Below are 25,678 nucleotides of genomic sequence, written 5' to 3' on the forward strand. Positions count from 1 at the left end.
CGCGCCGCCGGTCTCCCGGAGCGCGCTCCGGAAGACCGGCGGCAGCGCTATACTGGGGAAGATTCAAACGGCACTTCTGGGGAGTATTGAGCCGGCATCGACAGATGCTGATCCGTACGCTTTCCGTCTTGGAATGTACGAAATTGCTAACGGCCAATCGTGTTGGCCGCTTAGCATGCGCGAAGGACGGCCAGCCCTATGTCGTCCCGCTGCATTATGCCCACGCGGACAATCACCTTTATGCATTTTCTATGTTGGGCAAGAAGATCGACTGGATGCGGGCCAATCCGCTGGTGTCCCTCCAGGTCGACGAACGCGGCCAAGGACGGGGATGGAGAAGCGTGGTTGTAGACGGCCGCTATGAAGAACTGCCTGACCAGATCGGCTGCAAGGTTCAGCGCGACTATGCATGGTCAGTGTTGAGCAAGCACGCCAACTGGTGGGAGCCGGGCGCCCTCAAGCCGGTCATGCCTCCGGTGTCGGACAGCGCGCCCCACGTGTTCTTCCGGGTCTTGATCGAGCAGGTGTCGGGCCGCGAGGCAAGTGAGTAGCTGTCTCCACTGCCGCGACGGCTGAAAGCGGTGGCTGGACCGGCGCGTAGGGAGCGGTTCTAGTAGTTTCCCGTACGGACATAACCGAATTTCGCCACGGGCCGATTAGCGCGATTGCTGTTCCACGGATCAACCGGGAAAACAGCCATGCACGCCTACACCAACTCCAGAGTTGCACTGCCGTCGCGGTCCTCCCAGCCCAACCTGCCGGAGGCTTTCGAGCCCGCACCGCTGCAACCACTCAGCTTCTATCCCGCCGGCGCGGAAATCTACGCCCAGGGCGAGAAGGCCGGAGCCTTCTACCAGTTGGAGTTCGGCGGCGTCCGCGTCTACCGCCTGCTTGCTGACGGCCGCCGGCAGATAAGTGCCTTTCACCTCGCCGGAGAGACATTCGGCTTCGAAGCCGGCACCACGCATCATTTCTTCGCCGAGGCGATCAATGCCACCGGTGTCCGCGTCTTCCGCCTCGCTGCTGGAGCGGACAACTCCCATCAGTTGCTGCCCCTGGCGCTCAAGGGGTTGACCAGAGCGCAGGAACATCTGCTGGTCCTCGGTTGCCAGAGCGCCATCGAACGCGTCGCGGCATTCCTGGTCGACATGGCGGAACGGCAGGGCGGATTGCAGCAGGTCGAACTGCCAATGTCGCGTATGGACATCGGCGATTATCTCGGCCTCACAATCGAGACTGTCTCACGGGTCTTCACCCGGTTGAAGGACAAGGGCGTCATCCGCCTGCTCAACCTGCGCAGCATCGAAATCGTCAGGCACGAAGCGCTTCATGCGATGAGCGAATGAGCCGCGCTCCGACTCCGGGATGTTCTAACACTTCAGACCAATTGACAGCGGGGCACCAAGAGCAAGATAGCAGCGCGGAAGACGATCTTGTTTGCCGCTGGAAGACTGAGGAAACAGCGGGCACGTCTGTCGGCGTTCAGGCTTCCGGAGGAAGGCATGGACCGGCACATGGCCACATTGCATCCGGACCGAATTCAGGCATCGATCGCCTCGCATGCCGCAGCAAGATCGGCGCTGGTCGCTTCGTGGCGGCGTTCGGCCTCGCTGCAGGCCTGCTCGGCCATGGCCAAGCCGTTGGCCAGCATGTCGAGGACGGGATCAGGATCGGTCTCGGATCGATGCCGTCGGTTCGAAGCCGGCTCGGTGCGTCCAGCGCGCTCAGCCATTGGTCAGGTTCGAAGAGAGCGGCACCAGGTTGCAGGCCAAGCGACCAGTTAAGCGGCAAGTTTTGCAAGCCGCGGCTCCGGCCTGCGGCATGACTGAAGAGCCGGCGCAGACGGTCCTGACTGAGGCCATTCAGCAGAACGTCGTCAAGCGCGCCACAAGCCTGGCCTTCGCGCGACGCCAAGGTGGGCATGGTCAGGCTCCTTGTTGAAGAAGCCCGCCATGCTCTGCTCAAGCCGAACGACGCTCAACGCGAGCGCGACGACCGGTTCTTGATCTCTACCTCAACCGCGCGCGCCCCTCCCGCGCAGCGGGTTCGTTCCTCGGCCCCTATGCTGCTGAGTAGCAATGGGCCGCTAGGGCGACATTTGCAGCAAATGCGGCATGCGCTAGCAGTCAAAAGTCCCGGTATCAGTCGGGGAGCTTTGTCATCTCGACTTGTTATAGCCAACCGCCCGAAAAATCGGCTCGGTGCAGTCCCGCGATGATGGCCGGCACGCGGCGCATCAGGCGCCACAGGAAGCCCGAGCGGTAGTTCTCTATCATCAGAGTGATCGGCCCCTGATTGATGCCGACATGGTCCGGCGATACCCAACCGCATGGCCGGCCGTCGGCGGCTGCCATTGTCGGATTGAAGCTTGCGGTGAAGCCGTAAGGGTTGCCCTCTTGCAGGTCGATCTCATGGAAATAGCGCAGTGCTGGCAGAACGATCTCTGGTGCAAAGGGCAATGAGGTAATCGCTGCCCACGGCGACAACGTCCCATCATCAGGGCCGAATGGCGCACCGCGCGCCAGATAGCCGAAGAAGCGGCGGCCACCGACCGTCATTTGGCGTTTTGTCGGGCTTGGGCCGTCGCTGGCGGTGATGCCCCAGCAATTCTCGCCATAACCGCTGAAGCCCTTCGGATTGCGAATGGCGTAGTCGCGTTGCAGGTAGGTTGCCTCGCGGCTGTTCTCGAAATAGTCGCAGTCGTGGTTGCGCATGGAAGCATCGCGGATGCCGCGAAAATCGATCCAGATATGCGAGAGCTGGTGGACGAAAAGTGGACCGGCGTAAACCAATTCCCGGCCATAGATCTTTTTCCACTTGTAGGTGGATAGCCAGGCCGCATAGCTCTCGGGCGGCAGCGGATGGGTTGGCGAGCCGAGGCCCAACACATAAAGGATCACCGCTTCGTCGTAGCCTTGCCAGCGATAGCGCAGGAAGCCTTTTCCAGGCCGCCAGCCATGGGTGAGGGTGGCGCCGCCGTTCTGCGCCCATCGCCAGTCGGCGCGCCGGTAGAGCGCATCGGCAAGCCGCCGGATTTCCAGTTCGGATTCATCGTCCTCGCCAAAATAGGCGCCGCCGGCCAGCGCACCGGCAAGCAGAAGCGCCGTATCGACCGTGGACAGCTCACACTTCCAGACGCGGCGGCCGGTCTCCATGTCGAGGAAATGGTAATAAAAGCCCTTGTGGCCCGTTGCGTCGGCTTCGGGCCCTTGCGGCGCGTTCCAGAAGAAGCGAAGCGTGGCGAGCGTCCGTTCAGCGGCGGCGGCGCGCGTCATGAAACCGCGCTCGACACCGACGGGATAGGCCGACAGGGCGAGCCCGACGGCGGCGATGCTGGCCGGTGACCCCGGCGTGTTGCGGTCGGCGATCAGGCCATTCGCCGGGTTGGCCTCTTTGAGAAAATAGTCGAAGGACAGGCGCTGGATGTCCGAGAGAAGCTCGTCGTTCTGCGGGTGGTCGCTCGATGCATCCATGGCAGTCGATATAGAGGGGTTCGCTGCGCTTCCCACCTTTTTGGTCATCTTATCGCCTATGCGCCAGCCGCGAAACGCGTGCCCTCCCGTGCGAGCGGGTTCGTTCTGCGATCCCTTTCCGGACGTCGATGGACACAGATAGATGACCGAGCATTCGTCAAAATCATGATCGAACTGGCGTCGGACGGCCGAACTGCGTTTGATATTCCTTTGGGCTGATACCCGTGCGTTTGCGGAAGTGATGTCGCAGCGTATCCGCTGAACTCATGCCCACGGCCGCGGCGATCTCTTCGATGCTGTGGTGGCGACCAATCAGGAGCTGCTTCGCCTCCTCAAGGCGCTCGGATACCAGCCATTCGCCTGGAGGCGATCCCGTCGCTTGGGTGAAGCGTCGTATAAAGGTCCGCAAGCTCATGTGGCATTCCGATGCCATTCGCTCCAGCGTCCAAGCGCCGCCGAGTTCAGCCCTCATCTTGTCCAGCAGTGGCGCAACTTCTGACCCACGCCGTGTCGGAACAGGTCGTTCAAGGAATTGGGCCTGCCCACCGGTACGGTGCGCCGGCATTACAAGCCTTCGAGCCACGGAGTTCGCCGCATCAGCTCCAAAGTCCTGGCGAACGATCTCGATCAGAAGGTCAATGCCGGCGGCACTCCCGGCGGACGTAAACACGCGGCCATGCGAGCGGTAGAGCGAGGCATGGTCCACGACCAACTTTGGATACTGGCTGCGCAGTGCATCAGCGTAGCGCCAGTGCGTGGTCGCCGTTCCGCCATCGAGAAGGCCCGTAGCGGCCAGCACGAATGCACCCGAGCAGATCGACGCCAATCTTGCCCCTCTGTCATGGGCATGACGCAACCGCTGGACGAGAGTTTGAGGTACAGGTTCGTCGACCTCTTTCCATCCTGGAACGACGATAATATCGCCCTCATCGATTAATCCGATGCCATGATCCGGCATCAGCAACAAGCCACCATTCGCACGAAGGGGGCCTTCCTCGATGGCGCAGCTTGCGAACCGGTACCAGCTTTCACCCATTTCAGGTCGCGCCAAACCGAAGACTTCGGCGACTATGCCGAACTCAAAGGTGCAAAGACCATCGTAGAGAAGCGCGACAACGAGGGGGCCGTTCGTGTTTGGCATGATATACCCGTAGTATGTCATTCACGCCAATTGCAAGGTGATATCCTAGTCAGCCACATGGAGAGCGAACAAGAACAAAAAGGAGATCACCTTGTCCTCCGCCGTCACAACCGTTCCCGCTGCTCCGAGCGAAATCGCACGCGAACACTTCTCAGCCGAATTTACCTTCGAAACGGACTGTTGGGATGTTCATCATGCGCTGTCGCGCGAACCCGATTTCGTCCTCCTCGATGTCCGCAGCCCTTCGATGTTCGCCCAAGGTCATGTCCCCGGGGCCATCAACTTGCCCCATGGCAAGATTGTCCGCTCAAAGCTCGAGTGCTGGTCCGACCAAACCGTATTCGTCACCTACTGCGCCGGCCCTCACTGCAACGGTGCCGCCCGTGGGGCGCTTCGCCTTGCGGAGCTCGGTCGCCCGGTGAAGATCATGGCTGGCGGCGTTACGGGTTGGCTCGATGAAGGCTTCGAGTTGGCGAAAGGTTCAGACACGTGATCATTGCGATCCGAGTTGCATCGCCAGGCGATGCCGCTCAGCTTCATGAACTGATTGTGGAGCATGCAACGTTCGAACGGAGCGCCGCATCTTGCACTGTCCGAACTGGAGAACCTTCTTCGAGACCCAGCCCAGCCGGTCAAACTCCCCGTTGCCGAGCGCGATAAACAATTATTGGGCTATTCCGCCATTAGCCATCGATCAAAGGGCTCTAACTTCGGCGAGCCGCTTGATTGCGTAATCGTTTTCCAACAAACAGCGGCTTCCCAAGCGGCTGACGCCTGAGCGGCAATGTCATGAGCGGCTTCTTCGAGACCAGCCGCATTGTTAGGGTCGCCATGAACAACACATGTCCTGTGCCCGACGAGCCGCGACCACGCTGCCCTACATCGGGCAACGCCGTCGGGCGGCATCGCGGCAAGGTCGATCCTGGTTCCGGTCTCGGCTTGCAGGAGGTCGATTGACGAACGCCAGCCTGGTCGTACGCGGAGTTCGTGAGAAAGCTTAACGTCAGCGACATCGAAAATGCGATCACCGAGCGAAAGGTGCAAATGTCGCTCCGCTGACGCTTCAAAGCCAAGCCCGCGCACCGTCACCCATAAGAGCTTTAGCTATCGCATTGGCGGCATCGTCGCTGCGCCTTCGGAACGTCGAATAGGCCCACCCGGGGCGCTCGCACTCGATCTCGGCGCGGGTTTTCCCTTGTCTCATTTGCAAATGAGCGAAACCAAGCTGTCGCGCGCTCGCTTGTGGAGTGCGCCTTTCGGCCGCCATGCAAGGAAATCATCAACACTTATCCAATCAACCGGGTTTGTGTCGGCGCCTGGCGGACTGAATTGGACATACAGATGCAGTTCGTCAGGCACAAAGACGACTTTCCATGACCCCTTGATGTCATTGGCAAGGTTGTAGGCGAGGACGGTCAGGGCGGGGCACTCCTTTCGCGGTGGAGCGTGCCTATCTCACGGGAAAATTCCATCACCAGAAGTTAGTATTGACGCTCGCGCTTTCTCAGAAATCCAACGTCCGCGTGATGCCGAAAGGTGCAGCTAACTTTTGTGTATCTCGATTGGGAACACGGGACCGCCGCGAAAGTTCGGTGCACGCAGCGAATCCTCCCCTCCAGGTATTGCTGCAGATCGGTATCCCGATCGGCCCGCGCTCCCCGCAAGGGCGCGGGCCTCGGCCTGTGGTGCTCATGCCATCTACTTCGATCCGCAAGATGGAATATGATCTGGATAGAAGGACCCTCTCGGTGTGGTTTGTCGCCAGCGGTAAACGGTACGAGTTTGAGGGGGTACCGCCGGAAACCTTTGCCGCGTTCCGGGCCGCGTTCGCCAAGGGCCGCTATTTCAACGACCACATCCGCAACAATTTCCGCTACCGTCTGGTTGCGAGCGATAGCGACCCGGGATGACCTGACCTGCCGGCGGCTCAATCGTCCTGTCGCTCCAACCGGCGGTTGGTGGACGCGTTGCCGCTGTGGCGCTTAGGGTTGGTTACGGTCCGCGCTCACTTGGCAAGCCCACCCCCCGCATCCCCCCGCCTGGTGCAAAGCGTTTGATCGGTCCCGCCGTTCTGGCAGTGCGGCGGGACTTTTTTGCGCTCCAGGTGGAGCATCGGCGCGCGGGGAAGGCGCGGTGCACGCAGCACCCTTTTCTCATCCAACGTACGTCGGTGGCGCGCTGAAGGGTCTCAAACGTCGGTCTGCCGCCGGAGCTCAACTAGCTGGACTATTGCTCGACCGGAAGCGGCTGGTGCTGCGGCTCAGCGTGGTGGAAGACCTGTCCAAGATCGCGCGCGTCGAACGTTTGGCCGCAGACTGGGCAGTAGACCAAGTGCTTCGACTCGTCCTCTACCGGCCCGTCATGCGGCCTGCCCTCATAGCCTGTCGCGATGTTGTCGGTTCTAATCCGGGCAACGACAAGTGCCTTTCGTCGTTTTGGCGGCCGATACCTCTCCACCAACCGGACCTTGCCACGGTCGACCGTGACCAGCGGCCCGAGGTCGATCGTCACAGTGTCCTCGTCGATGCGCGTGACCTCGCCTTTTAGCTCGATTTGCTGGCCTCGGTTCACCTTAGTGTGGTCGATGATGGAATGCGGGAAGTCGTAACCTGGGATCGAGACGCTTACGCGGTCCTCTGTTGTCCGCCTTCGAACCGTGGCAGTAATCGCCACCTGGTCACCAATGCCTATTCCCCGAGCCATGCCATGGATTCTGGTGCGGGCAGCGTCTTCTTCAAGAGGCTTCTAATATACGCGCCATCCTAACGCTGACCTACGACCAGAGTTACAAAAGTTGAACTTCATCGGGGAATACTCCTTCTGTCTACCTGTTGGATTGCCAGGCGCGTCCCGCGCATTCAGACAGGCGAAAGAAGATGAAACGCATCCTTTTGGCTTCGGCCGTGCTGGCGGTGTCGGCCGGGCTTTCCTTTGCCCAGACGACGAGCGGAACTTCGAGCGGAACCTCGACGAGCGGAACCTCGACCACGACAACCATGCCCAGCACGACGGATCAGGGCACCGGCACGACGGGCAGCGGGACCAACATGTCCGGCGATCAGGGCACCGACACGACCACCACCAGCGGCACCACAAATCCGAACTCGGCCAGGGACTGCGCGCCCGGCCAGCAGACTGGCAGCGCTCAGCAGGCGGCGCCAGGTCAGCAGGACACGACAGCCAACACCGCCGCGCCAGGCCAGGTGAAAAAGACCGACGAAGGTTGCTGATTGGCACATCGGCACAGGTTGGAATCACCAGCGTTTGGCTGGCCAGTCTCCCCCGACCACCGCCTGAACTCAACTCGGCTGGCGAGCAAGTTGCCGCCAGCCGAGCATCAGTCCAGGAACATTTGCGCTTGCTTGTGCTTTCAGTGGGGCACGCCTGGCTACTGTTTGCTTTCGGTCAGATAGATATCCGTCTGCTCGCGCATCTTGCCTGAAGGGAGCTGCGGCCGCGCTCAGAGGAGAGGCTAACAGGTGATTTCGATCGACGCGCTGTATTGCCGATAGTGCTAGAGCGATTCGAACCCTACATCGGACAACGTCTTCGGGGTTGATCGTTGCGGCCGGCTTTGCAGTGGTTCCGGAGGAACGGAGCTTCCGCCGCGTTGCCCGGCGGGCTCGACCCACTACTGACTTCTGCGAGCCAAAGCCGGCGATCTCAACTCGTAGAAGTGAGCGGACCGTCTCGCCAGCTCGCAAAATTCCGTTGGTGTCAGACCTGTAAAACGGCGGAACTCATGAACGGCCTGCGATTGATCAAAGTAGGCCTCATCGACAAGCTGCGTAAATTTCTCGTTCGGATCTTGCAATATCGCTTTGATAGTTCGTCTCAACCGCGCAAGTTGGCGAAAGCGGACCGGCGAATTTGCCGTTGCTCTCCTGAAACGGTTCTCAAGCTGTCTCTCGCTCAGTCCCACAAGATCGCAGATTTTGGAGATCGATGATGTTCCCGTCTCGAGAAGTCGGAAGGCGGCATCGAGGGTGCGCCGCTCTGCTCGGGGATTGAGACGTTGCTGTAGAAAATGGTTCAGCAGGTGGACCCGCGTGCTGTCAAGCGCCGTGGTTACGATTTGCTCCGTCAGACGCGTTGCCTCTTGTCCCCAGATCACCTCGAGTGGAACAATTCTGTCTGCAAGTTCGGAAACAGGTACTCCCAGCAGATGTTCTGCCATGCCCGCCCGAATACGGACAGCAAGAAAGCGAAATCCCGGCACGGCCTTTGGGTGAATGGGCTGGCTACGGCAGCACAAAACATGGGCCCGCGGCGGCTGTTTCCCGTTAAGCAGAAAGCCTCGTGCAACGTGAAAGAATATCTCAGCTCCGCCTGGGCTTGGCCAGAACGGCATAAATTCGATGTTTTCGCCAGGATTGGTCTCACGTGACCAGTAGCGATCAACCACGTGACCTATCGATTCGATCGGTCGATAGGATATACTCAGCATCCAAGCCTCTCAAAATCCATGACTTATCTGTTACGCTACTTCTGCAGTCGCCCATCGCATACATAGATTATCTTGGCTCAGTGTACAGGCGCACGATGCTGGTTATGTTGTCATCGCCCATGCCGCGATCAATCCCATGCTGGAAGACCTCGCGGGCCGCAATAGTCAGAGGCATATGCTGTGAGCAGTCCGCGCCCGCCATAGCGATTGCATATGCAAGGTCTTTGTCCATGAGTTCTACTGGAAACAAGGGTGCGAACGTGCCCGCGCGCATGGAGGCTGCCATCGTTTTCGCCGCTGGGCTGCTGGCGGGCGTCGTGCCAATAATCTCGACGGCTCGATCGACATCGGCGCCCAGCCGCTGCAGCAGGCCAATGAGTTCGGCCATTGCGCCAACCTGGATAGCGAGAAGAGAGTTGACGGAGAGCTTCACCATGGCGCCTGCCCCGACCGGCCCAGCGTGATGTACTGCTGTCCCCATGGCTTTGAGCAGCGGTTCTGTTCGCGCAAGGACGTCCTTCTCGCCGCCGACGATATAGATCAGCTGGGCCGCCTCCGCTTGTGGGCGCCCGCCTGCCACCGGTGCCTCAAGGAAGGCGACGCCCCGAGCCGATGCGGCTTTGGCGAGCTCGCCGATCCAAACCGGCGTCAGTGTCGAGCTCTCGATCGCCACCGCGCCCGCCTTGAGCCCAGCAAGTGCCCCCGTGTCCTCGTCGAGCCATATTTTCCGTGATGCAATGCCGTCTCGAACCATGGCGATCACGAAATCTGCTTCTGCCGCGGCCTCTCGCGGCGTGCCGGCGAGACGTGCTCCTGTGGAAATGAGCGAATGCGCCGCCTCCTTTGACCGGTTCCACACCGTCAAGCGGTGCCCTGCCTTGAGCAGATTGGCTGCCATGCGCGACCCCATCGCTCCAAGTCCTAGAACTGCCACTTCAGCCATCGGAAATCCTTTCCGTCCGTCGTAGGTTGTATGAAGAGCCAATCCAGTTGTGTGGTCGACAGCTAAATGGCGAACACGCTTAGATCGCGTGGCTGTCGGCTGGCACAGCTATGTATTCGGCAAAAACCACGAACGCGGCTGCCGCAGGCGGCTCTCTAAGTAGATCATTGAACACGGATAGCGCATTGCGCACATGGGGAGAGGCCATATGAGACTCCCAAGCCGCATGATCGCGGTATTGTTCCACGACATAAAAATGCGTGGTGTCGGACGTGCTCTGAGCGGCGTGATACGACACCGCGCCCGACTCAGCGGATGTCTGCCGCGTGAGATCGATGAGGATGTCACGGACTTGATCGACGGTCTCGGCCCGAGCGAGAAGATTCGCGATGAACATCATTAGCAGACCCTTGTTGATGCTGGAATGCTAGCTCGGCGAAGCTGCGTCGCATTGTAGAAATGCGAAATGGCAGCGAAATCACGCGTGGCTCCGGACGCGTCCGCAACATTGTAGATCCACCGGCCTGCTGCGGCTCGGGATCAGCACCGACGCTGCACGTGCCAAACAACAGGAGGAAGGCCGGAAGCTGAGCCAGACTCTCTTTAACGGGTTCGCCGTTGACGGGATCCTGTAGAATTCGCGGCTGACCGGAGCGGAATGCGTGGCGGTCTACGACCGCGCCGTTGACGGCAGGCTCAGGGCCCGACGGGCCACGGCGCTCACGCGGAACTCGTGCCGGCGCTAAGGCAGCTGAACGTCCGGGTTATCCGTGGCGACATTGCGTAAGGGGCCGTCGGGCTATCTCTAGGTTGCCCCCTGCCCGACGCTAGGTCCCACCCATCGCACAGTACCGATGGTCATGTAGACCGCGGCCCCACGACTTGCCCCAGTTACTTGAAGGTAGTCCGCGAGTTGGCTGGGTGCTGCCACGGCTTGGATGGAAGAGGTCGGAGCCCGCAACGGGGAAGGTTCGTTACCTACAGCAGGGCAGCGGATACGGGCCTCTTCAATCAGGGCTGGAAGGACAGTGCCGATGCGATCTTTCCATACCGACGGCACTGTTCCCAAGGGACCGATCGCCTTAGTCGAGGTGCAAGGTTACGTAACGTACACCGGAGGGGAGAACCAATGGGTTACCACGACACCTCCTACTCAGGGGAGAGATACACGTTGGCCTCCTTAGCGGCAGCCTCAAAGGCCTTTCGTATTATGTGGGGGTCAATCGAATCGCTCTCCAAGGCTGACAGGCAGAGGGTCACCGCCTTATGCCAGCGAGGCCCTCGCCGGGTCCACATTTTGAGCTGCTCAAGGGCTTCCTTCGCATTGTTGCAGCCATGCCTGACACCGGTTTCAGTCTTCACGAACACCGGAGGGACGAACCAGATGGGCGCCATGATACCTCCTACTCAGGGGAGAGATACACGTTGGCCTCCTTGGCAGCCGCCTCAAAGGCTTCACGGACCTCATGGGGGACATCCTGCCCTCGAACGCGTCGACGCAGGATTGGACCGCCTTCGTCCACCTCGGGCCCTTTGTGTCCCATGCCAGGAGTTCCTCGGCGGCTCCCTCGACGTGGCTGACCCCATTGCGAATGCCCGGACGTTTCGTCTTCACGTAGACCGGTGGAGAGAACCAGAGAGGACCCATAAGGGGGAACTTAGAGCGGCAAGAGCCCGCCGACCAACCCCGCTTTAGCCGCAGCTAAGGGAACGATGTAGGCCCACGCGGGTTTAGAGGTGGCAGCGGGATTCTTCGTGGATGTGCAGCCGCTGTGGGGGGGTCCGTCGCCTCTCCCTCACCGGCGGCGGACTCCTTTCGCGAAGGCGGTGTTGGTAATAGACACCTAGAAGCTTATACCGCATCCAATTTAGCTAGTTCTCATTGGGGGAGTAATGTCCCCTCCTCTTTTGCAGCAGCCAGGAATGCCTTGCGGGCCTCCTCAGGTTCCATCTCGTCGAAAATCACGGCCATGCAAACGCGCACCGCGAGGTCCCAGCAAGGGCCACGCTTGGTCCACTTCATCAGCTCCTCGCCGGCAGTCTCGGCGTTGTTGACGTTGTGGATGATCCCGGGACGCTCGGACTTGACCGGGACCGGAGGGTTGAACCAGTGGAGAGCCATGCGGTCACTCTTTGTCGGCCCGATCAAGTTCCTCCAGCAAATACTTTTGCTCAGCCCAGTTCCCGTTCTACAGGCAGAGTGAGCAGGTTGCGAAGGTAATTGCGGATTACTCCTCTAGCTATTGAAAATGGCGCAGGACGGCGCGCTTTCGTTGCGATGTGCCACAGTGACTGAAGTTGGCTGACAGCTACTCGCGACAGTCGAAAGCCACGCAGAGGCATGGCAGTTGCTGCCTCGACGATCGCCTCGGTTAGTTCTTCGTCGGAGGCCACCAAGCAAGGCGCAGCCTCCCGAGCTTCGCGTAGTGCAGCTTTGATCGAGACCGTGTCGCCACGGTCCGCCCTGTTGAGGAGGCGGTTATTCGCGAAGATCGAACCCGACGAACAGGCCAAAGGCTGGGGCAACATTGACAATAAGCTCCACCAGCTCGCAGTCAGTTTCCGCCAGATATGGCCCGTTTCGGCGCACCGCTGCAATAGTCTCTTTGACGGAGATGATTTGGCCGCGACGGGCTTGTAGGATCAGCTCGTGAACAAGGTGTTTGGCAGTCACTTTGTCGGGTCGGCAGTTCGTCCAAACGTTCATACAAGGCCTCCCACCTCAGCGAGAACCCAAGGGAACATTCATGATCCTCTGTCGAGAAAAATCAAGAAGAATGTTTGATAACTTCTGAGTGGGAATCAGGGGGACAAGCCACGAAGCGAGCCTCTATACTCTTTGACCTGACGCTCAGCCAGCCGGCTAGGGACCTTCTTCCGTCGGGCCCTGTTTGGCCCGATCAATAGCCGCAAGTAATGACTGTAGGGTTGGCGGCAGTTCTGGTTCGACCTCCAGATTTAAGAATGTTTGTACGTGATGACGATAGCCTTCGGAACGGATCAGTTTCCGAAACGCTTCGGAGACAGACTGATGGTCTGCTTTGTTGCTCGTTGTCATGTTCGGGAAGTCCGTCCCAATGAGCCGCAACTCGCCCGCAACGAATGGGTTCCATCAGGAGATCGGAATATTTGGCTGAATTTTCTGAGCGGGAGATCGGATAACTGGCTCGCGCGAAGACCCCCCGTGCCCCCTTCGTTTGCCGCAGCATTAATCCTCGCTCTTTGAACTGAAGATTCATGTCGATCTGGCGTCGGTGTTGCACATCGTGAATCTTGGAATGCTTCTGTCCAATGTTTGCTCACAGCGGGTTGACACTACGGCGATACAACGGCCGCGCTTGTCCGCGTACGGAAGATGCAAGCGCAGTTTGAACAGCCCAAGGGCGCGGCGCTGTCCAGCCAGATAAAGGGCGGACGAACGGATAAGCGGGAGTCCGACGGCTAGGGCACGAGTCCAGCCTAGTGCGTCGCTGGCGTCTTCGGACTACTGGTGAAGCAAGTCCGATGTGGGCCTATCGCGACCCCGCTTCACCTGCCGTCCAGCCGTTCGCGCATTCGCGATCGTCGCTCTCGGCAACAGGCGGCGCGCCCGGCCAGGACGTGTCGCATGTGCGCGCTGTCGAAGGAGGCGCCCAGCAACATTTCGCGTGAAGGCAACGCGGGCATCCGATCGATCGTAACCTTTCTCTGCAATGAGCGCCTTGTTGCCGGCGATGGGCCTTCGGCTCTTACGCATTATGGAAATCACATGGTGGTCCCGGCACCCGATGCCGGCAACAGGTCTGCTTCGGAGCGTCGTGACAGAACTGGGCGACATGGTTGCGGTGGAGTAGGCGCCGTCGCCCTGGATGAACAACAACCTGTCGCATGCGGTGCATGCGTTGTCGAAGCTTTCGGTCGGTCACGGCCGCGGCCGCATCGACAACGACCGCAACGGCATCAAGTCGTTGCTGAAAGCCCGCAAGGTATCTGTCAAGACATAGCGTGCCGGCGAAGGTCCGCCCTCGCGACAGGGATTCGTTCTAGGCCGATCGGTCGGCAACGCGACCGGCCAGATGAGCGAGAGCTTACCCTCGGGTGTTGGTCTCGACCCGGCTCGCACAGGCTGTGAAGGGACATCTCCAAACACTCATCGACGGTCGTCGATCACTGCCGACTACGAGTCGAGGTCGTATGGCTCGTGGCCTAGCTCGTTGTGATGAAGCGCCGCTGCCATACACCTGATGTCGAACGCCTGGCCGCACGCCGGGCAGAGGACGAAATACTCCTCCTCCCGAAGTGGCGATGCATCGTGGTCTTGGGGGATGACGATGTCATTGTTTTCATCGGGCATTGGGTCCTCCGGCAACGCCGCCCGCCATGCTGGAACGCCTGCCGGCAGGATTTGTTTCAAAGTTACTGCGCTTAACAAGGAGGCCCGGAACGGGTGAAGCACAATGTCGGTAAGCGCAAGGCGACGACAATCAGCGGCCCCGCTAACAATCGTGGTTGCGCCTTTGGGCATCGTGGTTCAGACCGCTGGCGGATTAGAACTCTGTCGGCTTTGCGATCGGCTCATCGCTGCCGAAAATCAGTGACCTATATAAGGGGCATGTCCACGCGCCGAAAAACCAATGCAACAGCGAAGCTGATTGGAGGATGGCCTTTAACCCCGGCTGCAACGCTTGGATCGTCCGTCAGAGCGACGGGTATTTTTCTCGAAATACGCGCCCGCCTTCCAACGGAGTTCAGGAAACTGCTCCATATCGAGTCCCGCGTGCTTACCCTGCGCCTGTCTGAGGGCGCCGAGAATGATGTGCAGGTGGTATTCGGGATCGTATCCAAAGCACTGCAGAATATCGAAGACCTGCCCGTAATCCCCCGTGAAATCGAGGACATTCTGACGATCTCGACGGCCGAACGGCACCGCTGGCTGAAAGATGGTCGCTTGCAGAGCGCCGGGACGAAAACGGTGAAACTTCGCGGGCGGGCAAGGAAAATCACCTTTCACGTGTTCGACCCGCAGCACGTGGAGGATGTGCTTGACCGCGACCTGGTTACGGTCTGGCGCGAACAGGACGCAGTGACAGCTGCAGAGAATAGGCGGCGAGCCGCGGGGAGGGCCGCTATGAAACGCGCTCAAAGAAGCGGTCGCGGAACTGCAGCTTCAGCTGGTTATGGGCCCGATGAGAACTCGCACTCCAGTTTGCGCGGCTGGGAAGATTTTGAGAATGACGGACTCCTGCGCTGATAGGCCGGGCGCACAAGCAGGTTAGGACGTTTGCCTGCGCCGTGCGAGATGCGCAAGGAGGGCCGTCAAACGCATCGCGTTCAGGACCCGCTTCGCAGGGACACCGCCCTTGCGCGCCATCTCGACACCCCAATGCATGTGGTCGAGCTCGCGGATCGAATGAGCGTCCGGATTGATGCTGAAGATGCAGCCCTGATCGAGTGCCTTTTGATGCCAGCGCCAGTCGAGGTCGAGTCGCCACGGATGTGCGTTGATTTCGACAGCGACGCCGTGTTTCGCACACGCTTTAAGGACTTTGTCGACGTCGAGATCATAACCGGGCCGGCGCAACAGCTGGCGACCGGTCATGTGCCCGATGATTGTCGTCCGAGGATTTCCGATCGCCTCAATGATACGCTCCGTCTGTTCCTTCTTGGGCAACTTGAAGCGGCTGTGCACGCTCGCGACGACGAAATCGAACGTCTCCAAGATATCATTCGGGTAATCGAGCGAGCCATCCGCCAGGATGTCCGCCTCGATGCCCTTCAGTATGCGAAATTTTCCATTGTATGCCTTGTTCAGCCGGTCAGCTTCGCGGTGCTGTTCAGCAATCTCCTGCAACGAAAGGCCGCCTGCGTAGTGAGCGGACTGCGAATGATCGGCGACACCATAGTAGTCGAAACCGCGCTTGCGCGTGGCTTCAGCCATTGCCTCAAGCGTTTCGGTGCCATCGGATGCGGTCGTGTGAGAATGCAGGATGCCATGCAGATCTTCATCCCGAATGAGGGCGGGTAGCTTCTGCTTTGCCGCTCGCTCAATCTCGTCGCTGCTTTCGCGCAATTCAGGCTCGATAAACTGCAAGTCTAGAGCTTGGTAGATTTCTTCTTCTGTCGCTGACGCGATCAGCTTTCTCCCGCGATGAAGCCCGTCGGCGTCTAGGGTGAACCCCTTGTCGGCCGCGAACGTCTTCAATTGCTCGAGGTGGTCTGCCGAACCGGTTGCTTCGAGCAGGCTCGCGCCAAAGTGCTTCCGGTCCGTGACAACAAGCCTGAGGGTCGTATCCTCAATACCAGTCGACTTTAAGCCCTGCGCTACCAGAACGAAGTCGGAAACGAGCTCGCAACCGCGCCGGAAGTCGCCTGCAATTTCGACGCGAGAAAACTCTGGATGCTGTTGCTTCACCGATATGACCGCATGGTGGAGAAGAGCGGCGGCCTTGTGCAGGTGAAGTTGCGTTTTGCCGCTTCGCACGATGGCCAGGTTCTGCAGAAGCTTTGTCTGAAGCGCGGCGCCGAGGCCTTTGACCGGGCGGATGCGGTCTTCTCTTGCTGCGGCCTCGAGCTCCGCCAGCGAGTTCACGCCGAGCGCCTGATGAAGCTTCATTATCTTATCGGGACGAAGCCCGGGTATGGCAAACAGCTCCATCACGCCCGCTGGAACATCCTCGCGCAGCTTCTCAAGGCTCGGGTGCGTGCCGGTTTGGTAAAGCTTGGTCACGATGTCTGCGATCGCGTCGCCGATCCCCGGGATCTTGGTGAGGGCGCCGGCGGCGATGATCCGATCAAGCGGCTGCGACAGCGCCGTCAGACTGTCTGCCGCGCGCAAGTAAGCCTTTGTGCGATAGGGATTGTCGCCGCGCATAGACGCCCGTTGCGCGTATTCCCTCAAAAGACTGGCGACGGTCCTCGGATCGATTTTTGCCATGGCTTCAGCCAAACGAGGCCGATCTCCGCAGGTTCCAATCAGGCAAGACCATGAGCGCCGCGTTGCCCTTTAAATCCCGGCTTTACTGCCTCTTCCCGCGTCGGACGCTACAGATTGGGCAAGGATTGGTCAGCGCGACCCCATCCCGCCAGAGCTTTGGAGGCTGCGCGTTTCTTTAATTCAGGAGCATCGCCCACGTGGAAATGAGAGGGCGCATCTATTGTCTTCATCTCCGCCCACGTGATCGGTGCCGCGACAGGAGCGCCCGGACGTGATCTTGCGCTGTAGGGCATGATCGCGGTCGCCCCGCGCTGATTGCGCAGATAGTCCACAAAGATGCGACCCTTGCGGCGCGCCTTTGACAACACAGCCGTGAAATGGGCCGGATCGCTCTGGGCGACCGCCTGCGCCAGGCGAGACGCGAAGTCCTTCACCTCTGGCCACTCGGCGCCAGGGGTGAGGGGCGCGATGACGTGCACTCCTTTGCCTCCCGTTAGCATCGGGAAAGTCGTAAGCCCCAGAGATTTAAGGATAGCGCGGAACTGAAAGGCAGCGGCGCGGACGGCCTCAAAATCGAGGCCTTCATCGGGGTCGAGGTCGAACACGAGGCGGTCGGCCTTTTCGACATCCTCGATCCGAGCCCCCCATCCATGCAGCTCGATCGTTCCCATCTGGACGCAAGTCATCAGTCCGTCGGCATCGTCGACATAGAGATATGGTTCCTCGTGCCCGTCCTTCTCCGTGATGCCTACGTGGTGGACTTTGTCGCCAAAGCTGCCGGCGTCGTGTTTCTGGAAGAAGCACTTCTTCGCGCGGCCCTGTGGGCATCGAACCAGACTGATCGGCCGGCTGCCAACCCAAGGAAGCATGATCGCCGCGACCGCTGCGTAATGGTCGGCAAGCTGTCCCTTGGTGATGTTGGACTCCGGATAGATGACGCGGTCACGGTTACTTATCGCGATGGCGGTTGTCGCAAACGCGGCGAGATCGGCTGCATGACGTTCCGTCTCGAGCACGACCGCCTCCGGCTTCTTGTCTTCGCGGAGACCAAGGTAGCTCGGATGTCGTAACGTCCCTTCATTTGTCATTTCGGTGAAGGCAATCTCAGCGACCAGTTTCGGACGGAGCCAGTGTGCGCCGCGCACTTCGGCGCGTGGTGCGTCGACGGTGGCGGCCTTCTGCTCAAGCGGCGCCATGATCTTCAAGAGACGAAGAAGTTCAGCGGTATCGAAGCCGGTGCCGACTTTCCCGGCGTAACGCAGCTTGCCGCGGTCATAAACGCCAAGGATCAAGGACCGAAACGCGCGGACCTTGTCGGACGGCGTCCAGCCGACAATCACAAATTCCTGCCGCCTGATGCATTTGATCTTCAGCCAGCTTGCGCCGCGGGCCGCCACATAACTCGAATCCGCGAGCTTTGAGATGACGCCCTCAAGGCCGGCAGCGCAGAAGCGATCGAGCAGCTCTTCTCCGCGGCCGAGGATATGGTCGGAGTAACGAAGGACCGGATTTTTCGCAGGCAAGATCGCCTCCAGCTTCGCCTTGCGCTCAACAAGAGGAAGCCTTGTCAGATCTTCGCCGTCGAGCTGCAGCAGATCGAACGCATAAAAGTCGATAGTCGCCGGGGCACCCTTCAATGCATTCTGAAGCGCCTGGAAGTTAGATCTTCCTTCCACATCGACAACCACGGCCTCGCCGTCAATCAGGGCTGAGCGCACCTTGAGCTTGCGAGCCTCGGAGAGGATCGAGGGAAAACGGCTAGACCAGTCCAGACCAGACCGTGTGTACGCTCGCGCCTCGCCACCGCCGACGGCAACGAGAATACGATAGCCGTCGTATTTCATCTCATGGATCCAACGATCGCCGGCAGGGACCGTGTCCACGAGCGTTGCGAGCTGGACCGGCCGGAAAGCGGGCGGCGCTAAAGTGACCTCGTCACGAGCGGGCGACTTCGCTTGACTAGCGCTCGACGCATTGATTGCCTTACGCGACGTTGGCTTGACCACTCTGACCTAAACCATACTCAGAGACGAAACAGCGTTATCCGCCGTCCAACGCGCGACTACTTCTTTAGTTTCGCTGCCGGCCGTGTTGAGCTTTTCGCGATCATTGCCGACCCGCTTGATTAGCGCCTCGGCCTGAGGCCGTGCTTCCTGCCTCCGGCCCTTCCATTCCCGATTTTCGCGCACAGCTCACAGGCAATAATCAAGAGCAGGAACGTGCCCTCAAATGCCGCCACAGCGTATCCGGTTTCTGCCATCGGCTTTCGAAGCCTGACATTCCGGTTCCGGTCCCCCTACCTCAACGTGCCCCATTGACGCCAAGTACCTCGCCCAGAGCAGCTCCGATACCAGTTTCAAGAAGTGCAAAATGCCCATGAATGCGCCGACCAGAGTCAATGCTCTCGTATCCGGGTCTATTTCGAGCAGCGCGGACTTGGTCAGCATTAGACAGCCTAACGGGTCCTTCCCAACATAGCCATGGGCACCGGCCTGCTACTCACGGAGCACCCCCTCCTCCTTGGCAGCAGCCTCGAAAGCCTGACGGACCTCTTCCGGAGTCACACGGTCCTGAAAGGCGTCGGCGCACAGTTGCACAGCCTTCCTCCACTTAGGTCCCATCTTGGTCCATTTCATGAGTTCCTCGGCGGCACCCTCGACATTGTTACACCCGTAGGTGACCCCAGGTCGGTCGGTCTTGACGTACACCGGAGGGGAGAACCAATGGGTTGCCATGACACCTCCTCCTACTGGGAAAGATACATCTTGGCTTCCTTGGCGGCAGCCTCGAAGGCCTTTCGGACCACCTGAGGGTCAATCGGATCGCCCTCCAAGGCTGACAGGCAGAGGGTCGCCGCCTTGTGCCAGCGAGGCCCTCGCCGGGTCCACATCTTGAGCTGCTCAAGGGCTTCCTTCGCATTGTTGCAGCCATGCCTGACACCGGTTTCAGTCTTCACGAACACCGGAGGGACGAACCAATGGGTTGCCATGATACCTCCTACTCAGGGGAGAGATACATGTTGGCCTCCTTGGCAGCCGCCTCAAAGGCTTCACGGACCTCTTGGGGGGAGGCGCTTCCCTCGAACGCATCCACGCAGGATTGGACCGCCTTGGTCCACTTCGGGCCCTTTGTGTCCCACGCCATGAGTTCCTCGGCGGCTCCCTCGACGTGGCTGACCCCATTGCGAATGCCCGGACGTTTCGTCTTCACGTAAACCGGTGGAGAGAACCAGAGAGGGCCCATAAGGGGGAACTTAGAGCGGCAAGAGCCCGCCGACCAACCCCGCTTTAGCCGCAGCTAAGGGAACGATGTAGGCCCTCGCGGGCTTAGCAGTTGTAGCGGTCGATTCTTCGTGGATGCGCACCCCCTGTGGGGGGCCGTCGCCTCTCCCTCACCGGCGGCGGGCTCCTTTCGCGAAGGCGGGGTTGGTCAGAGACACATAGAACCTTATACCGCAATCCAATTTAGCTAATTGTCTTTAGCTAATTGTCATTGGGGACTAATGTCCCCTCCTCTTTTGCAGCAGCCAGGAATGCCTTGCGGGCCTCCTCAGCTTCCATCTCGTCGAATATCACGGCCATGCAAACGCGCACCGCGAGGTCCCAGCAAGGGCCACGCTTGGTCCACTTCATCAGCTCCTCGCCGGCTGTCTCGGCGTTGTTGACGTTGCGGATGATCCCGGGACGCTCGGTCTTGACGGGGACCGGAGGGTTGAACCAGTGGAGAGCCATACGTCACTCTTTGTCGGCCCGATCAATTTCCTCCAGCAAATACTTTTGCTCAGCCCAGTTCCCGTTCTACAGGCAGAGTGAGCAGGTTGCGAAGGTAATTGCGGATTACCTCCTCTAGCTATTGAAAATGGCGCAGGACGGCGCGCTTTCGTTGCGATGTGCCACAGTGACTGAAGTTGGCTGACAGCTACTCGCGAGAGTCGAAAGCCACGCAGAGGCCCATGGCAGTTGCTGCCTCGACGATCGCCTCGGTTAGTTCTTCGTCGGAGGCCACCAAATAAGGCGCAGCCTCCCGAGCTTCGCGTAGTGCCGCTTTCATCGAGACCGTGTCGCGACGGTCCGCCCTGTTGAGGAGTACAGTGATTGCTTGCTCTAGAAGCGGACCTACCCTTTGCGCGACGCTCATCCAGCCCCCCAGGGACACGCTCTCTACTCCCTACCTGAGCGGCATCAAGGCCATGTACTAATTGTACAATTGGTACGGTGCTGGGCCGCAACAGTCAGGAATATTTGGTAGGAATTTCTGAGCGGGGATCGGATAACTGGCTCGCGCGACGACCCCCCCCGGTACCCCTTCGATCCGCCGCAACCGGCTCCGACGCTGCGCTCAATGAAGGCTTCGCGTCTCCGCCGGTTGCTCAAACCGCGCCATACGGCGTAACAGAAACGGCCGAGGCTCTAATCGCCACTGGATGAAAGCTTCATCTCCCACTACCGCCTGCAGCAGTGCGATCACCGCCGAGAAGGTTATTCAGCTTCGAAGAGGCATGGCGGCTCGTCCCATAAGCGGCACGCGGCAACACTACTTCGAGCGTGTAGGCTTCGCCAGTGGCCATCCGATTATCGACGTAGATTGCAGGATGAGGGCCGAGGAGGTGCTGCAAGGTCACTACTGCCCAGATGCGGCGACCACGTGCTACACTGACAGCCAGCGTCGGCTGGGAGTGTGAACTTTGCCGTTCGTCGTCCATCGAAACGAGCAAGGAGCGCCAGGAGCGGTCGTTGAAGCGATCGAGGCCGAGCGGCCGGAGCCGACCCGAAATGGACATTTGGCTTCTCCCAAACCACAGCGTTACTAAGCCGACTTTCCGAATATTCTACGGACAATCTCGTCTTCATTCGCATCGAAGCAGCGGCCGTGACTGAGAATCACCCGCCGCGGCTGCCACGACCGGAGTTTGCTTACTACTGCCTGTGTCTTCCGTCGATGCAGGAGAATTGGCAGCCGCATGCCAAAGAAGGTCCGCCCGTGCGGGTGAGCCATCCGAGTCAGCTTGGCCATCGTGCGCCAAGGCTCATCGATCATGTCTAATTCGAGATTGATGATCGTGTCTGTAAGGATCAGCGTCTTTGAAGCTTGGTGGAAGAATATGAACTCTTTGAAGTAGCCACCGGGAAACAGCATCTGGTCCATGTCCCGCCGCCACTCCTCCGGCGGATCGGCCTCCAAATCTCGTGCGAACGTCACATCCGCGTGCCGTGCGCGTGCTCTTTGCCGGACTCCGGGCGATGCCCATGTTATTGCCTCAGGGAAAGCCTTCGACCACTCACCGATATAAGCGTAGTGAAACTGGTTGGGTGACACGAGATGGCGAATTCTGCCCAAGTTCCGTAACTCTTCGGCCACCCTCGAAGCAAACTTGATGGGCGAATGAAGGAACAGATCGCCGTTCGATAGGCGCACCACCGTCATCCGAGTGGTGAATGGCAGCGGAAATTTTATTCCTGCTACCGTCAAATACTCAAACGGACCGTCAACGACGCCGATATCGGGTCCCTGCGGTTTATAGACGTTCATCGGCTCGTAAAGGGACGCACTCACAGCCCATTCCACTTCACCAGCTCGGCGCAAGGCGATGTACGCTATCTGGGCCAGGTTTCGTCATGCCGAACCGCAGCACCTGCTGCTTCTGGTGGAGCAACTGAACTTGCGCTCGAGGGCAAGTCTCAAGACGCGCGTGCCAAGGCAATCGAGATCACATCGTCCGTGTCAATGTCAGGCAAATCGAAGATCATTGGCAATTGCCGCGTCATGGCCATCTTCACGATCAACTCTTCCATCGATTCAACCGGAAGGCTGGCGTTTGAACGCTGCCGCATTAACAATGCAAGCTTGTGGACCGGCACGGGCGTCGATTTCGCGCGGTCATCTAAACGCCTGCCGATTTCGATCAGAACGTCTGCGTCGATGGTATTGGGCAATTCGCGCATGGTCTATTCCTCCCTGCCCCTGACCATGCGCGCCGCGGGCAGCCGAGTCTCGGGAAACCTCCGTACGTTTTTAACGATGTTGAAGAGCGTAAATGCAACTCTCTGGCTGCAGAGTGGCGTGAGCCGATAGGCTCGGCTGATGTTCACCACCGGTCGGCCCGCCTTGCCGTGTGAATTTGTACCCCCTTTAGAGTCGTGAGACCATTCTGCGAGAATGTCTGGAAACGAGCTTATATTTGCCGGTGCTCGATCGGTGACGAAAGCGAGACGGACGCGACCGAATAGGGACTTAGGGGATAGCCGCGAAACCATCGGCGCACTCGCTTGCGCCAAGATGGCAGCAATCGAGACTTCCGCGACAGCAAGGTCCGCTTGCACCAAAAACGATCTTCCGAAGCAAATATCAACCGCTGGAGGGAGTAGTATTGAAACCACTGTGAACCCGTGCCCGCGGCGGTTTTCAAGTCCGGTGTCTTGGCAACAGCGCGTCGCGACTGAACGGATTCATGCGACGCACCTTCCCGCAGCCTTTTGCCGATGAGACTTGACAGCCGCAAGTAGTTCGCGCTCGCCGGCGTGAGCATTTCGAAAAATGGCCACGACCATTACCGTCAAGATTTCGGCCGCCGGGTCCAAAGGGTCGAGATGCTCATCCGCGCAGACCTGATCGAACACGCGTTCGCAAATAGCCAGATCATGAGGGCTGAGGCAGGTGCGATTGAAATGCCGAGGCAGCATCTGTGCGAACCTTTCAGTGCCCGCTACCGTGCTTGCGGCGGGCTTTTGGCTGATGAACCGCTGAAGCGGTGGCTGTCAAAATGATATTGTCATCTGCAGTGACTAGGAATCAATTTACTTGGTTCCTGATTGCTCCTTTATTAATCCTAGCATAACCGCACACTCACGGGCTTTATATTGTCCGGTAATCATAAGTCTATAGTAATCCTGCCGCTTGTTTTCCGGGACGTGAAATCCGCGCCGAAATTCCGCCGCCTCTTTTGGAGTTCGAGTGCAACCGAGTTTACTGGCCGCGACCTTCAAACTCCCCAGTGAGCATCCGATTTTTGCCGAAATGTCTTTCAACGGTTCGTTGTTACAGTACCCATCAAGAATTATCTTGCGACGATCTTCGCTGTTGAGCTTTGTGTTCATTTCAGCGGTCCCCTCAACTACGCTTTCATGATGCCCGATTCTATACGCACCAGGTTGAAGAGTGTCGTTAGCTTCGCATCCAGAAACTTATCTCGGCATGCATTTCTGACTGTAATCCAGCGTGATCGCCGTTTCAGTCGCCTCGAGTCGGCCAGTCTTGCCAGATGCCTGAGGTACACCACATGATTGAGAGGGGCATGGGCATACCCGAATCGGATATGACACCACGCGATGGATGCTAAAAGGCAAGAGGAGGCGCTTGCGAGGCAGGCGCTGGAGCGTGATCGACGTCGTTGGCCGCGCGAAGCTCAACCTTACAATGAGGGTGCCCCGTCACTTGCGCCGGCGCTCGAACCTTTGCCCTTTTCAACACTCGAACTGGCGCCAGAGGATCAATTCGCCGCTTGGCAGGCCCATATGGCACCGCTCGTCGAGGTCAGGTTGCCGGATGACAAATCGCTCGACGATGGCTTTCCCGCCGACCACACGGCTTGGAACCTCGACGGCATGCTGATCGTTCAACAGCGCGCACCGGCACATAGTTATATGCGTTCTGCCGCGAAGCTTCGGTCCAGCTCGATCGATCACTGGTATATCGCCTTGCCACGTACTGGCCGGTCGTGGACGGAGGTCGATCGCCGTGTAGCGGAGAACCAGCCGGGTAAATTGGAGATCAGATCGCTTGGCTACCCGTTTCGCGGGAGGACAACGGACTCCGAAAGTCTCTTTGTCTATTTGCCGCGCGATTTGTTCGCCGATGCGGCGGCAACCCTGGACGCCAAGAACAATTCAATTCTGTCGGGCAACTTTGCCAACCTCTTGCTCGATTACGTCAACAGCATCGAAGCAAGGCTGCGCAGCCTCACGGCTGACGATCTGCCCCGCATCGTGCACGCAACACGCAGCATGATCATTGCCTGCCTCGGGCCTCCGGCGGAACAGGTTGCGGCCGCCGAACTATTGACGAGTGTCGCGCTAATGGAGCGAGCGCGTCGATACGTACACCACAATCTGGATGCGGCTCATTTGACACCGGATTCAATGTGCCGGGCGCTCGGCGTCTCGCGCTCTCGTCTCTATCAGTTGTTCGAACCAAGCGGCGGTGTTCTCCATTACATACAAAGTCGCCGCCTTCTAGCAGCCCATATTGCGCTAAGCGATCCGGCGGACAGCCGGCGCATTGTTGAAATTGCTGAAGCCTTCGGGTTTAGTTCAGCGGCTAATTTCAGCCGGGCATTCAGCAAGGAATTCGGTTACAGCCCCCGCGAAGGCCGCAGTACTGTGGTATTGCCGCGCCCCGCCCACTCTGTTTCGCATGCCGGAGGCCAGGAGGCCTCTTCCTTTGAAGGTTGGCTCAAGGCGCTCGGAAACTGATTACAGGATCGCGAAGCTGATTGGGCGGACTTAGAAGAGGGGTTGCCCGGGGCGGCGAAGGTCACGCCGCCTCATGGGCCACAATATCTTCGTGTCGCGCCTACTGCGCATTAATCACACAGCTGATTCTCACCAATTCACGGTTTGTTAACGAACTGTGACGGTTCATCGTTATCGATAATTTGCCGCCGATCACGGCGGAGCATACATGGAACTAGGCTGCGGGGGGCTCTTATTAAGAGTGCGATTTGAAAGTTTGCCAAGCTTGACAGTTATGCTATTTCTCGACTGGG

The 25,678-nt window shown here is 59.1% G+C and carries 30 protein-coding genes and 1 pseudogene; 9 read left to right on the plus strand and 22 right to left on the minus strand.

The annotated features are described in order from the left end of the window. Positions 1-104 precede the first annotated feature (104 nt). Both NKI29_RS27580 and NKI29_RS27585 read left to right on the plus strand, forming a co-directional pair. The gene (locus tag NKI29_RS27580; RefSeq protein ID WP_352694184.1) at positions 105-551 is read left to right on the plus strand and encodes a pyridoxamine 5'-phosphate oxidase family protein; all 447 of its coding nucleotides are present in this window, start codon (positions 105-107) and stop codon (positions 549-551) included. Between the two features lie 147 nt (positions 552-698). Then, complete coding sequence (locus tag NKI29_RS27585; protein WP_352694171.1) at positions 699-1,346, plus strand: helix-turn-helix domain-containing protein; 648 nt, start codon at positions 699-701, stop codon at positions 1,344-1,346. Between the two features lie 194 nt (positions 1,347-1,540). On the opposite strand, the gene NKI29_RS27590 is transcribed toward NKI29_RS27585, so the two are convergent. The 3 genes from NKI29_RS27590 to ftrA all read right to left on the minus strand — a co-directional run bounded on the left by NKI29_RS27590 (position 1,541) and on the right by ftrA (position 4,614). Continuing rightward, positions 1,541-1,732 (minus strand): hypothetical protein, encoded by a 192-nt coding sequence (locus NKI29_RS27590; RefSeq protein WP_352726216.1) that lies wholly within the window; start codon positions 1,730-1,732, stop codon positions 1,541-1,543. 439 nt (positions 1,733-2,171) lie between these two features. Continuing rightward, positions 2,172-3,473, minus strand: coding sequence for a glucoamylase family protein (locus NKI29_RS27595; protein WP_352797955.1), 1,302 nt, complete (start codon positions 3,471-3,473; stop codon positions 2,172-2,174). A 163-nt stretch (positions 3,474-3,636) separates the two neighbouring features. Beyond that, positions 3,637-4,614: a transcriptional regulator FtrA gene (gene ftrA / locus NKI29_RS27600; RefSeq protein WP_352726266.1), complete on the minus strand. Its 978-nt coding sequence runs from the start codon at positions 4,612-4,614 to the stop codon at positions 3,637-3,639. Between the two features lie 91 nt (positions 4,615-4,705). Here ftrA and NKI29_RS27605 point away from each other — a divergent pair, with 91 nt between their 5' ends. Then, a complete protein-coding gene (locus NKI29_RS27605; RefSeq protein WP_352726263.1) occupies positions 4,706-5,107 on the plus strand; it encodes a rhodanese-like domain-containing protein in 402 nt (133 codons plus the stop codon). 201 nt (positions 5,108-5,308) lie between these two features. Here the strand turns inward: NKI29_RS27605 and NKI29_RS27610 are convergent. Continuing rightward, positions 5,309-5,589, minus strand: a pseudogene (locus tag NKI29_RS27610) (aminoglycoside phosphotransferase); the annotation flags it as partial. Between the two features lie 512 nt (positions 5,590-6,101). Here NKI29_RS27610 and NKI29_RS27615 point away from each other — a divergent pair. Beyond that, entirely contained in the window at positions 6,102-6,524 is a 423-nt protein-coding gene (locus NKI29_RS27615) for a KTSC domain-containing protein (RefSeq protein ID WP_352726261.1), read from the plus strand. Positions 6,525-6,840: 316 nt separating this feature from the next. On the opposite strand, the gene NKI29_RS27620 is transcribed toward NKI29_RS27615, so the two are convergent. After that, positions 6,841-7,317 carry a hypothetical protein gene (locus NKI29_RS27620; protein WP_352726258.1) on the minus strand — a complete coding sequence of 159 codons (477 nt, stop codon included), beginning with the start codon at positions 7,315-7,317 and terminating at the stop codon, positions 6,841-6,843. 173 nt (positions 7,318-7,490) lie between these two features. On the opposite strand from NKI29_RS27620, the gene NKI29_RS27625 reads away from it, so the two are divergent. Continuing rightward, positions 7,491-7,844: a hypothetical protein gene (locus tag NKI29_RS27625; RefSeq protein WP_352726256.1), complete on the plus strand. Its 354-nt coding sequence runs from the start codon at positions 7,491-7,493 to the stop codon at positions 7,842-7,844. Between the two features lie 401 nt (positions 7,845-8,245). Here NKI29_RS27625 and NKI29_RS27630 read toward each other — a convergent pair whose 3' ends face one another. The 6 genes from NKI29_RS27630 to NKI29_RS27655 form a co-directional block, all read right to left on the minus strand. Continuing rightward, entirely contained in the window at positions 8,246-9,019 is a 774-nt protein-coding gene (locus tag NKI29_RS27630) for an AraC family transcriptional regulator (RefSeq protein WP_502894563.1), read from the minus strand. Positions 9,020-9,128: 109 nt separating this feature from the next. Continuing rightward, positions 9,129-10,004, minus strand: a complete 876-nt coding sequence (locus NKI29_RS27635; protein WP_352456139.1) for an NAD(P)-dependent oxidoreductase — start codon at positions 10,002-10,004, stop codon at positions 9,129-9,131. A gap of 79 nt (positions 10,005-10,083) precedes the next feature. Next, a complete protein-coding gene (locus tag NKI29_RS27640) occupies positions 10,084-10,404 on the minus strand; it encodes a putative quinol monooxygenase (protein ID WP_352456140.1) in 321 nt (106 codons plus the stop codon). Positions 10,405-11,153: 749 nt separating this feature from the next. Beyond that, a complete protein-coding gene (locus NKI29_RS27645) occupies positions 11,154-11,399 on the minus strand; it encodes a DUF982 domain-containing protein (protein ID WP_352726252.1) in 246 nt (81 codons plus the stop codon). 484 nt (positions 11,400-11,883) lie between these two features. Further along, on the minus strand, positions 11,884-12,126 hold the full coding sequence (locus NKI29_RS27650) for a DUF982 domain-containing protein (protein WP_352458910.1): 243 nt from the start codon (positions 12,124-12,126) through the stop codon (positions 11,884-11,886). Positions 12,127-12,483: 357 nt separating this feature from the next. Next, positions 12,484-12,711 (minus strand): hypothetical protein, encoded by a 228-nt coding sequence (locus tag NKI29_RS27655; RefSeq protein ID WP_352726249.1) that lies wholly within the window; start codon positions 12,709-12,711, stop codon positions 12,484-12,486. 1,141 nt (positions 12,712-13,852) lie between these two features. Here NKI29_RS27655 and NKI29_RS27660 point away from each other — a divergent pair. Beyond that, on the plus strand, positions 13,853-13,987 hold the full coding sequence (locus NKI29_RS27660; RefSeq protein ID WP_352450378.1) for a hypothetical protein: 135 nt from the start codon (positions 13,853-13,855) through the stop codon (positions 13,985-13,987). 173 nt (positions 13,988-14,160) lie between these two features. On the opposite strand, the gene NKI29_RS27665 is transcribed toward NKI29_RS27660, so the two are convergent. Then, complete coding sequence (locus tag NKI29_RS27665; RefSeq protein ID WP_352726247.1) at positions 14,161-14,337, minus strand: hypothetical protein; 177 nt, start codon at positions 14,335-14,337, stop codon at positions 14,161-14,163. A gap of 258 nt (positions 14,338-14,595) precedes the next feature. Between NKI29_RS27665 and NKI29_RS27670 the strand changes: the two genes are divergently transcribed. Beyond that, positions 14,596-15,234: a hypothetical protein gene (locus NKI29_RS27670; RefSeq protein ID WP_352797957.1), complete on the plus strand. Its 639-nt coding sequence runs from the start codon at positions 14,596-14,598 to the stop codon at positions 15,232-15,234. Positions 15,235-15,255: 21 nt separating this feature from the next. Here the strand turns inward: NKI29_RS27670 and NKI29_RS27675 are convergent, their stop codons facing one another. From NKI29_RS27675 to NKI29_RS27715, 9 genes are all read right to left on the minus strand, one after another. Beyond that, positions 15,256-16,917, minus strand: a complete 1,662-nt coding sequence (locus NKI29_RS27675) for a DNA polymerase/3'-5' exonuclease PolX (protein WP_352726244.1) — start codon at positions 16,915-16,917, stop codon at positions 15,256-15,258. Between the two features lie 107 nt (positions 16,918-17,024). Then, positions 17,025-18,923 (minus strand): DNA ligase D, encoded by a 1,899-nt coding sequence (ligD, locus tag NKI29_RS27680; RefSeq protein ID WP_352797910.1) that lies wholly within the window; start codon positions 18,921-18,923, stop codon positions 17,025-17,027. Positions 18,924-19,412: 489 nt separating this feature from the next. Further along, the gene (locus NKI29_RS27685) at positions 19,413-19,652 is read right to left on the minus strand and encodes a DUF982 domain-containing protein (RefSeq protein WP_352625651.1); all 240 of its coding nucleotides are present in this window, start codon (positions 19,650-19,652) and stop codon (positions 19,413-19,415) included. A gap of 11 nt (positions 19,653-19,663) precedes the next feature. Beyond that, on the minus strand, positions 19,664-19,906 hold the full coding sequence (locus NKI29_RS27690; RefSeq protein WP_352726240.1) for a DUF982 domain-containing protein: 243 nt from the start codon (positions 19,904-19,906) through the stop codon (positions 19,664-19,666). An 8-nt stretch (positions 19,907-19,914) separates the two neighbouring features. After that, complete coding sequence (locus NKI29_RS27695; RefSeq protein WP_352726238.1) at positions 19,915-20,160, minus strand: DUF982 domain-containing protein; 246 nt, start codon at positions 20,158-20,160, stop codon at positions 19,915-19,917. A gap of 239 nt (positions 20,161-20,399) precedes the next feature. Next, positions 20,400-20,648: a DUF982 domain-containing protein gene (locus NKI29_RS27700; protein WP_352531006.1), complete on the minus strand. Its 249-nt coding sequence runs from the start codon at positions 20,646-20,648 to the stop codon at positions 20,400-20,402. 701 nt (positions 20,649-21,349) lie between these two features. Continuing rightward, complete coding sequence (locus NKI29_RS27705) at positions 21,350-21,697, minus strand: hypothetical protein (protein WP_352726025.1); 348 nt, start codon at positions 21,695-21,697, stop codon at positions 21,350-21,352. Positions 21,698-21,723: 26 nt separating this feature from the next. Further along, entirely contained in the window at positions 21,724-22,446 is a 723-nt protein-coding gene (locus NKI29_RS27710; protein ID WP_352797912.1) for a DUF4336 domain-containing protein, read from the minus strand. Between the two features lie 149 nt (positions 22,447-22,595). Next, on the minus strand, positions 22,596-22,859 hold the full coding sequence (locus tag NKI29_RS27715) for a hypothetical protein (protein ID WP_352693829.1): 264 nt from the start codon (positions 22,857-22,859) through the stop codon (positions 22,596-22,598). A 576-nt stretch (positions 22,860-23,435) separates the two neighbouring features. Between NKI29_RS27715 and NKI29_RS27720 the strand changes: the two genes are divergently transcribed. Then, a complete protein-coding gene (locus tag NKI29_RS27720; RefSeq protein WP_352693831.1) occupies positions 23,436-23,681 on the plus strand; it encodes a hypothetical protein in 246 nt (81 codons plus the stop codon). Positions 23,682-23,711: 30 nt separating this feature from the next. On the opposite strand, the gene NKI29_RS27725 is transcribed toward NKI29_RS27720, so the two are convergent. After that, positions 23,712-24,011 (minus strand): hypothetical protein, encoded by a 300-nt coding sequence (locus tag NKI29_RS27725; protein WP_352757014.1) that lies wholly within the window; start codon positions 24,009-24,011, stop codon positions 23,712-23,714. A 231-nt stretch (positions 24,012-24,242) separates the two neighbouring features. Here NKI29_RS27725 and NKI29_RS27730 point away from each other — a divergent pair, with 231 nt between their 5' ends. After that, complete coding sequence (locus NKI29_RS27730) at positions 24,243-25,385, plus strand: helix-turn-helix domain-containing protein (protein ID WP_352450373.1); 1,143 nt, start codon at positions 24,243-24,245, stop codon at positions 25,383-25,385. The last annotated feature ends 293 nt before the right edge of the window (positions 25,386-25,678 follow it).

This window comes from Mesorhizobium sp. M0678, from assembly GCF_040320505.1.
In the GTDB taxonomy this organism is placed as follows: domain Bacteria; phylum Pseudomonadota; class Alphaproteobacteria; order Rhizobiales; family Rhizobiaceae; genus Mesorhizobium.

What these genes read in the sequence shown, in the direction of transcription:
- NKI29_RS27685 (WP_352625651.1), bottom strand. Translation starts at nt 19,652, where the DNA reads ATGGCAACCCATTGGTTCTCCCCTCCGGTGTACGTCAAGACCGACCGA.
- NKI29_RS27635 (WP_352456139.1), bottom strand. Translation starts at nt 10,004, where the DNA reads ATGGCTGAAGTGGCAGTTCTAGGACTTGGAGCGATGGGGTCGCGCATG.
- NKI29_RS27620 (WP_352726258.1), bottom strand. Translation starts at nt 7,317, where the DNA reads ATGGCTCGGGGAATAGGCATTGGTGACCAGGTGGCGATTACTGCCACG.
- NKI29_RS27585 (WP_352694171.1), top strand. Translation starts at nt 699, where the DNA reads ATGCACGCCTACACCAACTCCAGAGTTGCACTGCCGTCGCGGTCCTCC.
- NKI29_RS27625 (WP_352726256.1), top strand. Translation starts at nt 7,491, where the DNA reads ATGAAACGCATCCTTTTGGCTTCGGCCGTGCTGGCGGTGTCGGCCGGG.
- NKI29_RS27695 (WP_352726238.1), bottom strand. Translation starts at nt 20,160, where the DNA reads ATGGGCCCTCTCTGGTTCTCTCCACCGGTTTACGTGAAGACGAAACGT.
- ftrA (WP_352726266.1), bottom strand. Translation starts at nt 4,614, where the DNA reads ATGCCAAACACGAACGGCCCCCTCGTTGTCGCGCTTCTCTACGATGGT.
- NKI29_RS27670 (WP_352797957.1), top strand. Translation starts at nt 14,596, where the DNA reads ATGTCCACGCGCCGAAAAACCAATGCAACAGCGAAGCTGATTGGAGGA.
- NKI29_RS27665 (WP_352726247.1), bottom strand. Translation starts at nt 14,337, where the DNA reads ATGCCCGATGAAAACAATGACATCGTCATCCCCCAAGACCACGATGCA.
- NKI29_RS27590 (WP_352726216.1), bottom strand. Translation starts at nt 1,732, where the DNA reads ATGGCTGAGCGCGCTGGACGCACCGAGCCGGCTTCGAACCGACGGCAT.
- NKI29_RS27655 (WP_352726249.1), bottom strand. Translation starts at nt 12,711, where the DNA reads ATGAACGTTTGGACGAACTGCCGACCCGACAAAGTGACTGCCAAACAC.
- NKI29_RS27640 (WP_352456140.1), bottom strand. Translation starts at nt 10,404, where the DNA reads ATGATGTTCATCGCGAATCTTCTCGCTCGGGCCGAGACCGTCGATCAA.
- NKI29_RS27580 (WP_352694184.1), top strand. Translation starts at nt 105, where the DNA reads ATGCTGATCCGTACGCTTTCCGTCTTGGAATGTACGAAATTGCTAACG.
- NKI29_RS27730 (WP_352450373.1), top strand. Translation starts at nt 24,243, where the DNA reads ATGGATGCTAAAAGGCAAGAGGAGGCGCTTGCGAGGCAGGCGCTGGAG.
- NKI29_RS27725 (WP_352757014.1), bottom strand. Translation starts at nt 24,011, where the DNA reads ATGAACACAAAGCTCAACAGCGAAGATCGTCGCAAGATAATTCTTGAT.
- NKI29_RS27660 (WP_352450378.1), top strand. Translation starts at nt 13,853, where the DNA reads ATGAACAACAACCTGTCGCATGCGGTGCATGCGTTGTCGAAGCTTTCG.
- NKI29_RS27675 (WP_352726244.1), bottom strand. Translation starts at nt 16,917, where the DNA reads ATGGCAAAAATCGATCCGAGGACCGTCGCCAGTCTTTTGAGGGAATAC.
- NKI29_RS27645 (WP_352726252.1), bottom strand. Translation starts at nt 11,399, where the DNA reads ATGGCGCCCATCTGGTTCGTCCCTCCGGTGTTCGTGAAGACTGAAACC.
- NKI29_RS27710 (WP_352797912.1), bottom strand. Translation starts at nt 22,446, where the DNA reads ATGAACGTCTATAAACCGCAGGGACCCGATATCGGCGTCGTTGACGGT.
- NKI29_RS27650 (WP_352458910.1), bottom strand. Translation starts at nt 12,126, where the DNA reads ATGGCTCTCCACTGGTTCAACCCTCCGGTCCCGGTCAAGTCCGAGCGT.
- NKI29_RS27700 (WP_352531006.1), bottom strand. Translation starts at nt 20,648, where the DNA reads ATGGCTCTCCACTGGTTCAACCCTCCGGTCCCCGTCAAGACCGAGCGT.
- NKI29_RS27715 (WP_352693829.1), bottom strand. Translation starts at nt 22,859, where the DNA reads ATGCGCGAATTGCCCAATACCATCGACGCAGACGTTCTGATCGAAATC.
- NKI29_RS27705 (WP_352726025.1), bottom strand. Translation starts at nt 21,697, where the DNA reads ATGTCCATTTCGGGTCGGCTCCGGCCGCTCGGCCTCGATCGCTTCAAC.
- NKI29_RS27690 (WP_352726240.1), bottom strand. Translation starts at nt 19,906, where the DNA reads ATGGCAACCCATTGGTTCGTCCCTCCGGTGTTCGTGAAGACTGAAACC.
- NKI29_RS27595 (WP_352797955.1), bottom strand. Translation starts at nt 3,473, where the DNA reads ATGGATGCATCGAGCGACCACCCGCAGAACGACGAGCTTCTCTCGGAC.